The 13,796-nt window shown below is 73.9% G+C and carries 13 protein-coding genes; 8 read left to right on the top strand and 5 right to left on the bottom strand.

Features of this window, described 5'->3' with window-relative positions; translation table 11 throughout:
• Positions 1 to 18: 18 nt before the first annotated feature.
• From IEY99_RS35045 to IEY99_RS00745, 3 genes are all read right to left on the bottom strand, one after another.
• Complete coding sequence (locus IEY99_RS35045) at positions 19 to 1,578, bottom strand: GGDEF domain-containing protein (protein WP_308427001.1); 1,560 nt, start codon at positions 1,576 to 1,578, stop codon at positions 19 to 21.
• 144 nt (positions 1,579 to 1,722) lie between these two features.
• Complete coding sequence (gene meaB / locus IEY99_RS00750; protein WP_189198724.1) at positions 1,723 to 2,742, bottom strand: methylmalonyl Co-A mutase-associated GTPase MeaB; 1,020 nt, start codon at positions 2,740 to 2,742, stop codon at positions 1,723 to 1,725.
• On the bottom strand, positions 2,739 to 3,926 hold the full coding sequence (locus IEY99_RS00745) for an acetyl-CoA C-acetyltransferase (RefSeq protein WP_189198723.1): 1,188 nt from the start codon (positions 3,924 to 3,926) through the stop codon (positions 2,739 to 2,741). The genes meaB and IEY99_RS00745 overlap by 4 nt, the downstream gene beginning before the upstream one ends.
• Before the next feature lie 119 nt (positions 3,927 to 4,045).
• On the opposite strand from IEY99_RS00745, the gene mce reads away from it, so the two are divergent.
• From mce to IEY99_RS00730, 3 genes are all read left to right on the top strand, one after another.
• The gene (mce, locus tag IEY99_RS00740) at positions 4,046 to 4,534 is read left to right on the top strand and encodes a methylmalonyl-CoA epimerase (RefSeq protein ID WP_189198722.1); all 489 of its coding nucleotides are present in this window, start codon (positions 4,046 to 4,048) and stop codon (positions 4,532 to 4,534) included.
• 280 nt (positions 4,535 to 4,814) lie between these two features.
• Complete coding sequence (locus IEY99_RS00735) at positions 4,815 to 6,137, top strand: DivIVA domain-containing protein (RefSeq protein ID WP_189198721.1); 1,323 nt, start codon at positions 4,815 to 4,817, stop codon at positions 6,135 to 6,137.
• A gap of 224 nt (positions 6,138 to 6,361) precedes the next feature.
• A complete protein-coding gene (locus IEY99_RS00730) occupies positions 6,362 to 7,954 on the top strand; it encodes a Laminin subunit beta-1 (RefSeq protein ID WP_229798197.1) in 1,593 nt (530 codons plus the stop codon).
• A 61-nt stretch (positions 7,955 to 8,015) separates the two neighbouring features.
• Here the strand turns inward: IEY99_RS00730 and IEY99_RS00725 are convergent, their stop codons facing one another.
• Together IEY99_RS00725 and IEY99_RS00720 are read right to left on the bottom strand one after the other, a co-directional pair.
• A complete protein-coding gene (locus IEY99_RS00725) occupies positions 8,016 to 8,816 on the bottom strand; it encodes an alpha/beta hydrolase (protein ID WP_189198720.1) in 801 nt (266 codons plus the stop codon).
• 29 nt (positions 8,817 to 8,845) lie between these two features.
• Positions 8,846 to 9,172, bottom strand: coding sequence for an Rv1322 family protein (locus IEY99_RS00720; RefSeq protein ID WP_189198719.1), 327 nt, complete (start codon positions 9,170 to 9,172; stop codon positions 8,846 to 8,848).
• Between the two features lie 56 nt (positions 9,173 to 9,228).
• Here IEY99_RS00720 and IEY99_RS00715 point away from each other — a divergent pair, with 56 nt between their 5' ends.
• The 5 genes from IEY99_RS00715 to IEY99_RS00695 are packed head-to-tail and all read left to right on the top strand — an operon-like array spanning position 9,229 to position 13,702.
• Positions 9,229 to 10,722 carry an aldehyde dehydrogenase family protein gene (locus tag IEY99_RS00715; RefSeq protein WP_189198718.1) on the top strand — a complete coding sequence of 498 codons (1,494 nt, stop codon included), beginning with the start codon at positions 9,229 to 9,231 and terminating at the stop codon, positions 10,720 to 10,722.
• 25 nt (positions 10,723 to 10,747) lie between these two features.
• Positions 10,748 to 11,389 carry an ABC transporter ATP-binding protein gene (locus IEY99_RS00710; protein ID WP_189198717.1) on the top strand — a complete coding sequence of 214 codons (642 nt, stop codon included), beginning with the start codon at positions 10,748 to 10,750 and terminating at the stop codon, positions 11,387 to 11,389.
• Complete coding sequence (locus tag IEY99_RS00705; protein WP_189198716.1) at positions 11,386 to 12,885, top strand: DUF6297 family protein; 1,500 nt, start codon at positions 11,386 to 11,388, stop codon at positions 12,883 to 12,885. Before IEY99_RS00710 ends, IEY99_RS00705 begins: the two co-directional genes overlap by 4 nt.
• A gap of 56 nt (positions 12,886 to 12,941) precedes the next feature.
• Positions 12,942 to 13,457, top strand: a complete 516-nt coding sequence (locus tag IEY99_RS00700; RefSeq protein WP_194505952.1) for a hypothetical protein — start codon at positions 12,942 to 12,944, stop codon at positions 13,455 to 13,457.
• Positions 13,457 to 13,702, top strand: a complete 246-nt coding sequence (locus IEY99_RS00695) for a helix-turn-helix transcriptional regulator (RefSeq protein ID WP_189200460.1) — start codon at positions 13,457 to 13,459, stop codon at positions 13,700 to 13,702. Before IEY99_RS00700 ends, IEY99_RS00695 begins: the two co-directional genes overlap by 1 nt.
• Positions 13,703 to 13,796: the final 94 nt, after the last annotated feature.

Here is a 13,796-nt window from a genome sequence, read left to right as displayed (position 1 = left end):
CGGCGTTCGTCGATTTCCCTACCCGCGCTCGGTGTCCAGGAGCGCGCGGTGCCGGTCCTTGACCGCGTACATCGCCATGTCGGCCTCGTGCAGCAGGCTGTCCGGGTCGTGCACGCCGTGCCGCCCGGTGGCCATGCCGATGCTCGCCCGCAGCGGCACGACGGCCGCGCCGATCCGGACCTCCCCGCTCAACGCCTGCGCCAGCAGGCCGGCGAGCTCGTCGCGCCGGTCGGCGGACAGGCCCTCCACGAGGACGGCGAACTCGTCACCGCCCAGCCGCGCGACCGTGTCGCCGTCGCGGACGCAGGCCCGCAGCCGCCGTCCCACCTCGATCAGCAACTGGTCGCCGGCGGCGTGCCCGTACGCGTCGTTGACCGGCTTGAACTCGTCGAGGTCGATGAGGAAGACGGTCGCCGGGCCGGCGGCGAGGGCGTCGTGCAGGCGCCGCATGAACAGGCCGCGGTTGGCGAGCCGGGTCAGTCCGTCGTAGAACGCGAGCTCGGTGAGCTGGGCGGCGAGCTCGTCGCGCTCGCGCAGCAGCTCGGCGATGTGCCGGAAGGCGGCCACCTGCCGGCCGACGACCAGCGTCGTGGTCACCATGGCGCCGGTGGCGACCACCCAGGTCCGGGTGTCCAGCCCGTGCAGCGCCAGCACCACGGCGGTCAGCGACCAGACCGCCCCCATCGCGCCGTACGGCAACAGGCTGTACGGGCGTACCGCCTCCCGCGCGGCGACCGGGGCCGCGGCGCGGATGCGGCGTTCCTGCACCCGGACGGCGATCGCGAGCAGGCCGCTCGTCAGCACGTTGGCCGCCAGCAGCCACGACTGCGTGGGCGGCTGCGCGTACATGGAGAGGGGAACCGCCTGCAGTATCGCCTGCAGCGTGGCGGCGACGCCGCCGAGGATGCCGGCCGAGCGGGTGAACGGCGACTGGCCGCCCAGCGTGACCTTGACGACGGCGAAGATCACCACGAGGAAGAGGCCGGGCTGGACCAGCAGCGTCAGCGAGGTCCGGGTGATCCACCCGAGGTCCCGGGATCCGGGCGGCAGCTCGGCGAGCCACAGTCCGAAGGTCAGTGCGGCCGCCATCACCGTGGCGACGTCGATGCGGAGCCGGAACGTCTCCGCCGCGCTCAGGTCGCCGAGCGGGTGGCGCAGCATCCCGACCACGACGAGCCCCATCGCGACGGCGAGGGAGCCGATCTGTGCGCCGGTCCCGGTCGAGGCGACCGGCGCCAGCGGGTTGCCGACGACCGTCACGAGCTGCGCCAGGGTGCCGCCGACCAGCACGACGCCGGCGACCGTGAACAGCCGCCACATGCTCTGCCGGGCGCGGGCCCGCGCCGCCTCGGGGCGACCGGCGCCCGCCGCCGGACCGGCGAGCCGCGCGACGCGCCACGACGACCGCACGAAGCTGCCGAAGACCACGGCGAGGATCAGCCAGAAGACCGTCACCTGGACGGCGACCGGGACCAGCCCCGGCCAGGCGCCCAGCATGGCACCGAGGATCACCAGGACGAGGCCCGCGAGCACGGGGTCGGCGCGCCACCTCGGCTGCGCTGCCCACTGTCGGCCCATGGGTACCCTCTTCCGGTCCACTGCCCGCCGGGGTGGGCGAGAGTGTGGCTCCTCCCATCGGCCACCGGGGCACGAACTTGAGGAACTCGAACCGGTTGATGCGCGAGGATCCGGGCGGTGGGTCGGCGCCGGGGCCGCGGTGGGTCAGCGGCGGTCGCCGAGCTCGGCGAGGAGGGCCTCGGCCGCCGCGTACGGGTCGATCGCGCCGTCGGCCACCTGGGCCGCGAGCTTGGCGAGCGCCGTACCCTCGTGCAGGGAGCCCATGCGGGCCCGCAGCGTGCCCAGGGCGATCGCCTCGACCTCGACGGCGGCCCGCTTCTCGTGCGCGGCGCGCAGCGAGCCGCTCTTCTCGAGCCACTCGCGGTGCTTCGCGATGGCCGCGACCACGTCGTCGATGCCCTCGCCCTTGACCGCGGTGGCGCGCACGACCTGCGGGCGCCAGTCGCCCGGGCCGCGCTCACCGAGGCCGAGCATGCCCTGGATGTCGCGGTAGGTCGCGTCGGCGCCCGGCCGGTCCGCCTTGTTGACCACGAAGACGTCGGCGATCTCCAGGATGCCGGCCTTGACCGCCTGGATGGCGTCGCCCATGCCCGGGGCCAGCAGCACCAGGGTGGTGTCGGCCAGCGAGGCGATCTCCACCTCGGCCTGGCCGACCCCGACCGTCTCGACGAGCACCACGTCGCAGCCCGCGCCCTCGAGCACGCGGACCGCCTGCGGTGTGGCCGCGGCCAGCCCGCCGAGCTGGCCCCGGCTGGACATCGAGCGGATGTAGACGCCCGGGTCCGTGGTGTGCTCCTGCATGCGCACCCGGTCGCCGAGGATCGCTCCGCCGGTGAACGGGCTGGAGGGGTCGACGGCCAGCACGCCCACCCGGTGCCCGGCCCGGCGCAGGGCGCGGACCAGCTCGTTGGTGGTGGTGGACTTGCCCACGCCGGGGGAGCCCGTGAGGCCGACGACCTGGGCGCGGCCGGCGTAGGGAGCCAGCGCCGCGGCGACCTCGGCCAGCCGGGGGTCGCCGTTCTCGACCATGCTGATCAGCCGCGCGACGGACCGCGGGTCACCGTCGCGGGCCCGGGCGACCAGCGTGGGGACGTCCTTGAGGCGTTTCGCGCCGCCGGCCGGGGAGGCCGCGGTCACCGCGGCCTCGCCGCCGCCGCCACTCATGCCGCCGAGGGTACCTTGATGATCAGGGCGTCGCCCTGGCCGCCGCCGCCGCACAGGCCCGCCGCGCCGGTGCCGCCGCCGCGGCGCTTGAGCTCCAGCGCCAGGGTCAGCACGAGCCGCGCGCCGGACATGCCGATCGGGTGGCCCAGCGCGATGGCGCCGCCGTTGACGTTGACGATCTCCTCGCCGACCCCCAGCTCGCGCATCGAGTGGATGACGACCTGGGCGAACGCCTCGTTCATCTCGATGAGGTCGAGGTCGGCGACGGTCATCCCGGCCTTGCCGAGGGCGTGCTTGATGGCGTTCGCCGGCTGGGCCTGCAGCGAGCTGTCCGGGCCGGCGACGTTGCCGTGCGCGGTGATCTCGGCGAGCCAGGTGAGGCCCAGCTCCTCGGCCTTGGCCTTGCTCATCACGACGACCGCGGCGGCGCCGTCGGAGATCGGGGAGGCGCTGCCCGCGGTGATCGTGCCGTCCTTGGCGAAGGCCGGGCGCAGGCCGCTCAGCGACTCGGCGGTGGCGTCGGGGCGTACGCCCTCGTCGGTGTCGACCACGACGTCGACGCCGCGCTGTCCGGTCTTGACCGGCACGATCTCCTCGGCGAAGTGGCCGTTCTTCTGGGCCGTGGCCGCGCGCTGGTGGCTGAGCGCGGCGAAGGCGTCCTGCTCGGCCCGGGTGATGTTCAGTTCCTTGCCGCTGCGCTCGGTCGACTCGCCCATGGAGATGCCGTCCCACGGGTCCATCAGGCCGTCGTAGGCGGTGTGGTCGCGGACCAGGATGTCGCCGTACTTCTTGCCCTGGCGCTGGCCCATGAGCAGGTGCGGCGCGTTGGTCATGGACTCCATGCCGCCGGCCACCACGATGTCGAACTCGCCGGCCCGGATGAGCTGGTCGGCCAGCGCGATGGCGTCGATGCCGGAGAGGCACACCTTGTTGACGGTCACGGCCGGGGTCGTCATCGGGATGCCCGCGGCCACCGCGGCCTGCCGCGCGGTGATCTGCCCGGTGCCCGCCTGCAGCACCTGGCCCATGATCACGTACTGCACCTGCTCCGGGCTCACCCCGGCGCGCTCCAGCGCGCCGGCGATCGCATAGCCGCCCAGGGTGGTGGCCGGAACGTTCTTGAGGTTTCCGAGGAGGCGGCCCATGGGGGTACGGGCGCCGCTGACGATCACCGAACTGGTCACGGAAGCTCCGCTTTCGGGTGGCTTTGTGGATAGCTACGACGGGGTGGAGCAGGGACGCGGCGGCGCCCCTCGGGGGACCGGCCGCGACGCCTGAACGATGGTTAGGTCAGACTAGCCCGATGAGCCTTTCGTCACCCAGCGGGGACAGCAGCGACAATGTCACACTCTCCGGCATGGGCTCCCTACCGGCCGTCGGCATCCTGCGTATCGATCACGTCGGCATCGCCGTGGCGGATCTCGACGAGGCGATCACCTTCTACGAGCAGACCTTCGGGCTGCGCTGCGTGCACCAGGAGACGAACGAAGAGCAGGGCGTACGCGAGGCGATGGTGGCCGCCGACGCGGACGGCACCGGCGCGCGCATTCAGCTGCTCGCCCCGCTGCGGCCCGACTCGGCGATCGCCAAGTTCCTCGACCGCGCCGGGCCGGGGCTGCAGCAGCTGGCCTACACGGTGCGCGACGTCGAGGCGGCGAGCGCCGCGCTGCGCGCCCGGGGGCTCCGCCTGCTCTACGACGAGCCGAAGCGGGGGACGGCCGGCTCCCGGATCAACTTCGTGCACCCGAAGGATGCCGGCGGGGTGCTCGTGGAGCTCGTGGAGCCTGCCTGATTCGTCAGTCTTCAGGGTGAAACGTCCTGACGACGCCGCCGCGGGCTGGCAGGATCGTCGGCATCGAGGAGCGCCGCCGGGACCCGCTGTGGGACGATCTTTCTTTTTCCCGCTGCACAGCAGGTAGCGGCGCGGCAACGCTCTGCGGGGGTCCTCCGAACGGCGCCGCCCGAATGGCCCATCGGGCCCCCGCGCGGCCGGTCAGAAGGCGATCTCGGGCCGGATTACCCGGCCCGTACGGTCTTGCGTATCCCCCTGGGGGGTCTGCCAGTATGTCGCAATGCCCCAGCAGCCGGATGCCAACCTCGCGTTCTTCGAAACCGCAAATTCGCAGCACGACTTCACGGTTGTCCTGCGTGGATACGACCGCGGGCAGGTGGATGCCCACCTAGGCCGGCTGGTCGCCGCCCTGAACCAGTCCGAGCAGGCCCGCGGCGAGGCCGAGCAGCGGATGAACGACGCGCAGCGCCGCCTGCGGCAGGCGGAGCAGCGCCTGAACGCCCTCGAGCAGAAACTCGCGGACAGTAACAAGCTGCTCGAGGAGAACAATCGGCCGACGCTCTCCGGGCTGGGCACCCGGGTCGAGCAGATCCTGCGGTTGGCCGAGGAGCAGGCGAACGACCACCGCAGCGAGGCCAAGCGAGAGTCCGAGGGCATCCTCTCCGCGGCCCGGCTGGAAGCGCGCGAGATCACGGACAAGGCTCGCGCCGAGGCCGCCGCCATGAAGGCGACCGCCGAGCGCGAGGCGGGGCAGGTCCGGACGCACGCGGAACGCGAAGCCGCCGAGGCCCGGGTGCAGGCCCGGCGCGAGGCCGACACGCTGCGCTCCGACGCCGACCGCGAGACCAAGCAGCTGCGTACGGTCACCGCCCACGAGGTCGCCGAGCTGAAGTCGACCGTCGAGCGGGAGGTGGCCTCGCTGCGGGCCACGGCCGAGCGCGAGATCACCCAGCTGCGCGCCAAGGCGGCCCGGGAGGCCGAGGAGAAGCGCGCCGAGGCCACCAAGCTGCTGACCGACTCGCGCGACAAGCGCGACAAGGACCTGCAGGCGCTGGCCCTGGAGATCGCCGAGCGCCGGGAGAAGGCGGAGCGCGAGGAGTCCGAGCGGCACGCCGCCCAGGTCAACGCCACCCAGCGGATGGTCGCCGAGGCCGAGGAGCGCGCCCGCGCCGCCGAGGACCGCGCCAAGGAGATCGAGCAGCGCGCCGAGTCGCGCCGCGTCGAGTCCGAGCGCACCGCGGTCGAGACGGTCGAGAAGGCCCGCGCTCTCGCCGACAAGACGGTCAGCGAGGCGCGCAGCGAGTCGCAGCGCCTGCTGAGCGAGGCGCGGCAGGAGGCCGAGCTCACCACGCAGGCCGCCAAGCGGGAGGTCGAGGACCTCACCCGGCAGAAGGACGCCGTCACCAACCAGCTCGGCCAGATGCTCTCCGGCCTGTCCGGCCTGGTGCCCACCGTCGGTGCCGCCGCCAAGGCCGCGGAGACCGTGCAGAAGGCCGAGGGAGCCCAGAAGGGCGAGGCCGCCAAGCCGGAGGCACCCGCCCAGCGGGCCGCCGGCGGGGACGCCGAGGCGGGCAAGACCGGGGCGGCCGCGAAGACGAGCTGAGTATTTTCGCCACTCGGTGTCCGGTTGCGCCACCCAGGCGGGTGCGCAACGGTTAGAGAACCGGGCCGGCTTTGCGAGACCTGTGTGCGGGGCCGTACCGGGAGTTCCCGGTGCGGCCCTTGACGTTTCTTGCAGGCAGCTCGATACCAGACAACTGCGACTAAGCGCACAGTCCTGGTAGGCCGGTGTGTATCCACACGTCCCGGGACGATGCGTATGTGAGGATGGACGACATGTCGCACGGCGGGGAAATCTTCGGTCTCGGTGGAGAGACGCCACCGGAGCCCAGCTTCGAGACCGCCCTGCGGGGTTACGAGAAGAAACAGGTCGAGCGCTACGTCGCCCGCGCCGAGACCGAGATCGCCACGCTGATCAGCGAGCGGGACGGCGCGCAACTGCAGAACCAGGCGCTGATGGGCCAGCTCGACCGGCTCCAGCAGGAGCTGGCCCAGGCGCGCCGCCAGCCCGGCGTCGGCGCCGAGGTGTCGTTCCGCCACCTCGGCCCCAAGGTGGAGGAGATCCTCGCCAAGGCCGAGGAGGTCGCGGCGGACATCAAGAACTCCGCCACCGACGACATCGCCGCCCGCCTGGCCGAGGCCGAGCGCATCCGCGCCGAGGCCGAGGCGCACGCGCACGACGGCATCCGGGACTTCGAGATCGCCCTCGCCGCCCGCCGGGCCGACGAGGAGAAGGCCGACGCCGCCCGCCGGGCCGCCGCGGAGAAGGCGCTCGCCGCCAGCCGCCAGTCCGCCGAGCAGATGCGCGCCGAGGCCGAGGCGACGCTGACCCGCGCCCGCGCCGAGGCCCAGCAGCTCACCGAGCGCACGGCGCAGGAGGCCCAGCGGGTCCGCGCCGAGGCGGACGGCTACGCCAAGTCCACCCGCCTGCAGGCCGAGCAGGAGATCAAGGCCCTGCGCGACCAGGCCCAGCAGGAGATCGCCAAGCAGCGCGCCGACGCCGACCGCGAGCACGCCGAGCTGAAGGCCAAGGTCGAGCGCGAGGTGGGCCAGCGCCGCCAGGAGGTCGTGCAGGAGCTCGGCCAGATGCGCACCGCCGTCGAGAAGCAGTGCGCCGACCTGCGCAGCGAGGCGGACAAGTACGCCGAAGAGGTCCTGCGCCGCTCCGACGAGCAGGCCACCGCCGTCCGCAAGGAGATCGCGTCGCAGCAGGACAAGATCGCCGCGGCCGGCCGGGACCTGGAGGCGGCGCGGGCCAAGGTCACCCAGTCGGAGCGCAAGGCCACCGAGGCCGCCGAGCGCCGCAAGGTCGCCGAACGCGAGGCCGAGCGGGTGCAGCAGCGCCTCGCCGAGGTCACGCGCGAGCTCGAGGCGGAGCTGACGAAGGTCGCGGAGGCCAAGCGCGCGGGCGAGGCCGCCGAGCGCCACGCCGCCGACGTCCGCCGCCAGGTGCAGAAGGAAGCCAAGCGGGTGGCGGAGCTGGCCGCGGCGGCGGTCCTCGCGGCGGCGGCCGCGCCGGAGGACGACACCGACGACACCGGCGACGCGGCCGCTCCGGGCTCGCAGGGGTCCGGTTCGCCCGCCGCCACGGCGAGCCCGGCCCCGGCGGCGGGGGGCGCCAGCGGCACGGCGCCGGGCACCGCGGCCGCCGGCGCGGCGGCCGCGGCCACCGGCTCGGCGCCGGTCACGGGGACCGCCCCGGTCGCATCCCAGCCCGCGGCGGCGGCGACGCCGGCCGGGCCGCAGCCGCCGGACCTGCCGCCCGCGCCCGGCGCGGTGGCGAGCCCCGGCAAGATCACCGCGTCGGCCAAGGTGACCTCCCGCCCGAGCGCGAGCCGGGTCGGCGTCGACGCGGACTGACCGGCGGTGGGCCGACCAGGGTTGTCGGCGGTGGTGCCCGGCCGCGGCGGCGGGCGGCGCGCTACTCGGCGGCCGGTCCGGGTACGGGGACGTCCGCGAAGGCGGCCACGGTGCGGTCCGCGTACGCGTTCATGTCCCCGGATTCCATCGGCCCGTCCCACTCGCGCGGCAGCGGCACGCCGACCTGCGGGGCGACCCGGCGCACGATCTCGTCGAGGACCGTCTCGGCGTCGCCGACCCACAGGTGCTTGGCGCCGGGCACGCCGACCACCTCGGCCTGCGGGATCGCCCGGAACCGCTCGACCGCGGCATCCGGGCGCAGGTAGTCGTCGAACTCCGGGACCAGCGCCGTCACCGGCTTGCCGGCCTCCGCCCAGGCGGCCAGGTGCTCGGGGCCGGAGAAGCGCAGCGGCGGCGACAGCAGGATGGCGCCCGAGACGACCGGGTCGAGGCCGTGCATCAGCGTCAGGTCGGTGCCGAAGGACCAGCCGAGCAGCCAGACGTGCGGCAGGTCGTGGAACTCCGCGTACTCGATGGCGGCCGCCACGTCGTACTTCTCGTCGACCGCCGCGGAGAACGTGCCCTCGCTCGTGCCGCGGACGCTGGAGGTGCCGCGGGTGTTGAAGCGCAGCACCGCGATGCCGGCCAGGGCGGGCAGGCGCCAGGCCGCCTTGCGGAAGACGTGGCTGTCCATCATGCCGCCGTGGGTGGGCAGCGGGTGCAGGCACACCAGGGTGGCGACCGGGTCGCGGTCGAGCGGCCGGGCCAGCTCGCCGACGAGGGTCAGCCCGTCGGCGGTGTGCAGTTCGATGTCCTCCCGGCGGGCCGGCAGGACGGAGTTCGCGCGGATCTGCTTGGTCACGTCCTTGATCTTTCCCCAGGAACGGCAGGTCACCCGTAGCGGGGCGCGTTGCGGGAGCGTTCCACCGCCGGGCCGCGCCGGTCGCGGGCGCGCCAGCAGCCGGTGTGCCAGTGCCGGCGGTCCGACGCGTCGCCGCGGTCGTCGGCCGGCCAGGCCACGACGTGCGCCACCCCCGGCGGGATGTCCTGCACGCAGCCCGGGCACCGGTACGTCTTCACGGCGGCACCGCCGAAGACCGACCGCACCATCCACTCGCCGTCCTGGTACTGCTGGACGCCCTCCACGCCCCGGCGGACGCGCTCGTCCGGGACGAGGCGCAACTCGTCACGGCGGGGGCGATTCCGGCGGGGACTCATGATTATCAAGCGTACGTGGGAGCCCCGGGACCCCGAACGCGACATAGACTCGCGTCATGACGGCTACCCGTACTCCCGGAGTCCCTGTGGTCGAGGACGGCGTCCTCATCTCGACCAGTCCTGCGACCGGGGCGGAGGCGGGGCGCGTGCCCGTCGCCGACGCCGCCGCCGTCACCGCCGCCGTGGAGCGCGCCCGCGCGGCCGGCGCGTGGTGGGCCGGCCTGGGCTTCGAGGAGCGCAAGACCCGGATGCTGAGGTGGCGCGCCCTGCTGGCCGAGCGGCTGGAGGAGCTGGCCGCGCTCACCCACACCGAGACCGGCAAGCCCGTCGCCGACGCCATCGTCGAGGCCAGCGCCGCGATCGAGCACACCGACTGGGCCGCCCGCCACGCCCGCCGCGTGCTCGGCCCGCGCCGGACGCGGTCCCGGCTGCTGCTCGCCGAGCACGCCGGCCACCTGGAGTACCAGCCGTACGGCGTGATCGGCGTCATCGGCCCCTGGAACTACCCGATCCTCACCCCGCTGGGCCCGATCTCCGGCGCCCTCGCCGCCGGCAACGCCGTGGTCCTCAAGCCCAGCGAGTACACCCCCGTGGTCGGCCAGTGGCTGGTCGACACCTTCGCGGAGGTGGTGCCCGAGCAGCCCGTCCTGCAGGCCGTGCACGGGCTCGGCGACGTCGGCGCCCTGCTGTGCCGCTCCGGCGTCGGCAAGGTCGCCTTCACCGGCTCGACCGCCACCGGCAAGAAGGTCATGGCCGCCTGCGCGGAGACCCTGACGCCGGTCGTCATCGAGGCCGGCGGCAAGGACGCGCTGATCGTCGACGTCGACGCCGACGTGAACGCGGCGGCCGAGGCCGCCGTCTGGGGCGCCATGACCAACGCCGGGCAGACCTGCATCGGCATCGAGCGCGTGTACGCCGTCGCGCCGGTCTACGACGCCTTCGTGGCGGCGGTCGCGGCCAAGGCCGGCAAGCTCACGGTCGGCGAGGACATCGGCCCGATGACCATGCCCGGCCAACTCGACGTGGTCCGCCGGCACATCGACGACGCCCTGAAGAGCGGCGGCCGGGCCGTGGTGGGCGGGGCCGAGGCGGTGCAGCCGCCGCACGTCGCGCCGACCGTGCTGGTCGACGTGCCCGAGGACTCGGCGGCGATCCGCGAGGAGACCTTCGGCCCGACCCTGACGATCACCAAGGTCAGCGATGCGGACGAGGCGGTGCGGCGGGCCAACGCGCTGCCGTACGGTCTCGGCGGCGCCGTCTTCGGCAAGGCCAACGCCATCCGGATCGCCCGCCGGCTGCGCACCGGCATGGTGTCGGTGAACTCGACGCTGAGCTTCGTCGGCATGGCCAACCTGCCGTTCGGCGGCGTGGGCGACTCCGGCTTCGGCCGCATCCACGGCGAGGACGGGCTGCGCGAGTTCGCCGTGCCCAAGGCCATCACCGTGCGCCGGGCGCCGTCGATGCTGCCCGCGATGACCTTCGAACGCACCCCGGCCCAGGTCCAGCGCATCGTCAAGGCCCTCAAGCTGCTCTACGGCCGCCGCCCATAAGGAGGCGTTTGCTACCGTCTGGCCGGTGGATCAGCAACCTGCGATCGCCGTCCGCGGCCTGTCGGTGAGCTACGGCTCGACCCCGGTGCTGGTCGACGTCGAGCTCACCGTGCCGGCCGGCGCCGGAGTCTGCATCACCGGCGAGAACGGCATCGGCAAGTCCACGTTGCTGCGCTGCATCACCAGCCTCCAGCGGCCGGATGCGGGTGAGATCGAGGTCCTCGGCGGCCCGCCCGGGTCCACGCCGGAGTTCTGGCGGGCGGTCGCGACCACGGTCGAGCCGCCCACCTGGTATCCGGGCCTGACCGCCCGCGAGCACGCCGAGCTGGTGTGCCGCGCGCACGGCACGGACCCGGCGCAGGCCGGCGTGGACGAGACGTTCCATCGGTTCGGCATCGGCACCCACGCGGACGCGATGCCGCCGTCGCTGTCGTCCGGCCAGAAGCAGCGGCTCACCCTGGCCCTGGCCCTGCTGCGCCCGAGCCGGCTGCTGGTCCTCGACGAGCCCGAGCAGCGCCTCGATCCCGAGGGCCGGGCGACGGTGGCGGAGCTGCTCGCGGCGTACCGCAAGGACGGCGGCACCATCCTGATGGCGAGCCACGACGACGCCTTCGCCGCCGCGGCCGGCGCCGTGGTCACCGGCATGGCCGATCTGGCCCCGGCATGACGGCGGTCGTCGGGGTCGGGGAGGTCCGCGCGTGGGTGCGGCGCGCCCAGTCGGCACACCGCGGGCGCGGTGAGACGCTCGGCAACGTCTACTTCGCCGTGCTCTTCGTCGCGATCGTCGGCGGGATGCTGCACAAGCAGCTCATGGTCGTCCTCTGGCCCGGCACACCGCGTGCGTCCCTCCTCGCCGCCACCGCGATCGCCGTGGCCCTGACGGGCGGCACCTATCTGCTCCTGCGCCGCCTCGGCCCGCTGGCGCTGAGCCGCCCGGCCGCCTCGTGGCTGCTCACGGCGCCGGTCAGCCGCCGCCGGCTGCTCCTGCCGTCACTGTGGTTCGCGGCCGCCGGCGCGGCCGTCACGGGCGCGCTCGGCGGGTTCGCGATCCTCGGGCACGCCACCGCCCGCCCGGTGCCGGCCGCCGCCACGCTGCTGCCCGCGGTCGGCGCGCTGGCCGGCGTCGCCCTGCTCCTGACGGCTCTGGCCGCGCAGGCGGACCGCTGGTGGTCGGCCCGGTCGGACGATCTCGCCTACCTGCTGCTCGCCGCGGGGCTGGGCGGCCTGGTCGCGGACTCGGCCGGGTTCACGCCCGGCACGGCCCCCGGCTGGCCCGCGACCTCCGTCGTGGCCGGTGCCACGGCGGCCGTCGCGCTGGTCGTCGCGGTGCTGCTGCTCGTCGCCGTACGCGGCCTCGCCCGTACGCCCAACGACCGCATCCTGGAGGCGTCCCGCACGGCCGGCACGCTCTGGGACTCCGCGTACGGCGTGGAGCCGTCGTTCGTCACCGAGATGGTGGAACGCCGCTACTGGGCCCACCGCAAGCTGAGGTCGGTACGCCTCCCGGCCCGGCTGCCCGTCCTGGTGGCCCAGGACCTGCTGATGGTGCGCCGCCGGCCCCGCCGTCTGCTGTGGCTGGTCGCGGCGACCGCCCTCCCGGCCCTGCTGGGCGGCGCCCCGCCCTGGGCCCTCGCGCTCGCGACCCTCGCCGGTGGCCTCCTCGCCGGCGGCGTGACGGCGGCGGCCGTCCGCACCGACGCGGGCAACCCGTGGATGCTGCGCATGCTGGGTCTGAGCTCCCGAGCGGTGGTGCTGCAACGCCTCTGGGTCCCGGGAGTCCTCGCCGCCGCCTGGTACGCCGCGGCACTCACTCTCCTGCACGCCCTCGACCGCCTGCCGCCGGGGCCGTGGTGGGCGCTGGGCCTCGCCCTCGGCCCGGTCGGCGCGGTGGCCGCGGTCCGCAAGGGCCGCACCGGCTTCGTCGACAACTCCCTGATGCCCCTGGACACCCCGATGGGCTCGGTGGCGACCGGCCCGGTGATCGCGGCGCTCGCGGGCCTCGACGTGCTCCTGCTGGGCCTCCCGACGATCGTCCAGATCGCCCAGCACCACCCCCTGACCTGGACGGGGGTCGTGGTGCAGGCGGCGGTCGGCGCGTTCGGCGCGCGCGCCTACGTCAGCGGCACCACCGCGAAGGACCGCGTCGAGCTCGCGGGCAGCTGAGACCCCGCGGGTTAAGACAACTTGACGTCAGGAGAACTTTACCTCAAGCTGGGCCCATGAGACGACCGCGACGTCGAGAGGGGCGGACGACGGTGATCGACCGTATCGCCCACTGGGCCCTCGACCCCGACGGCGACCTCTACGGCGATGAACGGGAACGGTTGCGCTGGTACGAGGGCACGGCGATCGCCGCTTCCCTCCAGTGGCCCGTCGTGCCACTGGTTTCGGCGGTCATGGTGTGGACTCTCGGGCGACCCGCCGTCGTGCCGCTGGCGGTGGTTCTCGTAGCGAACTACCTGCCGATGCTGATCTCCAACTCCTATGTGCAGCGGCGCCGGGTGGAGACCATGCCGGCGAGGTGGTCTCGCAAGCGCATCGCCGTAACGGCGATGGGCGTGGTGCCCTATCTCCTGTTCGCCGTCGGTGCCGTGTACGCCGTCGTCGACTCCGCCGCCCACGTCGTCGCCCTGATCGCGATCCTCGTCGTCGCAGCGGCCAGCGTTCTCCTGCTGGGCCTCATGACCATCCGGCGCCGCCGTCGCGAGGCCACTGCAGTTCCGGAGGCTGAGTGATGGCGCCCCCTTCCGGCCCGGTGCGGTCGAGCACCCATGACGGCACCGCCGGCGTCCTGATCCGCCGGACCCGCCGGGACGCCGGCCTGACCCAGCAGGACCTGGCGGCGAAGGTCCAGGTCAGCCGACAAACGATCATCGCCATGGAGACCGGGGACTACGCGCCTTCCGTCTACCTGGCGATCAAGATCGCCAGAGTGCTGCGGACGACGGTCGAGCAGCTCTGGGGATCATCGACATCCTGAGCATGCGGTGCCACGGGGGTGACCGAAGCTCAGATGATCGGCAGCTCACTGTGCTGCCTGCCTGCAGCCATCCCGTCTGCCGTCCGCTCGGCTT

The sequence above is a fragment of the Couchioplanes azureus genome (assembly GCF_014648355.1).
GTDB lineage: Bacteria > Actinomycetota > Actinomycetes > Mycobacteriales > Micromonosporaceae > Actinoplanes > Actinoplanes azureus.
Note: the sequence above shows the minus strand (reverse complement) of the source record. Positions and strands in the feature narration are given on the sequence as shown.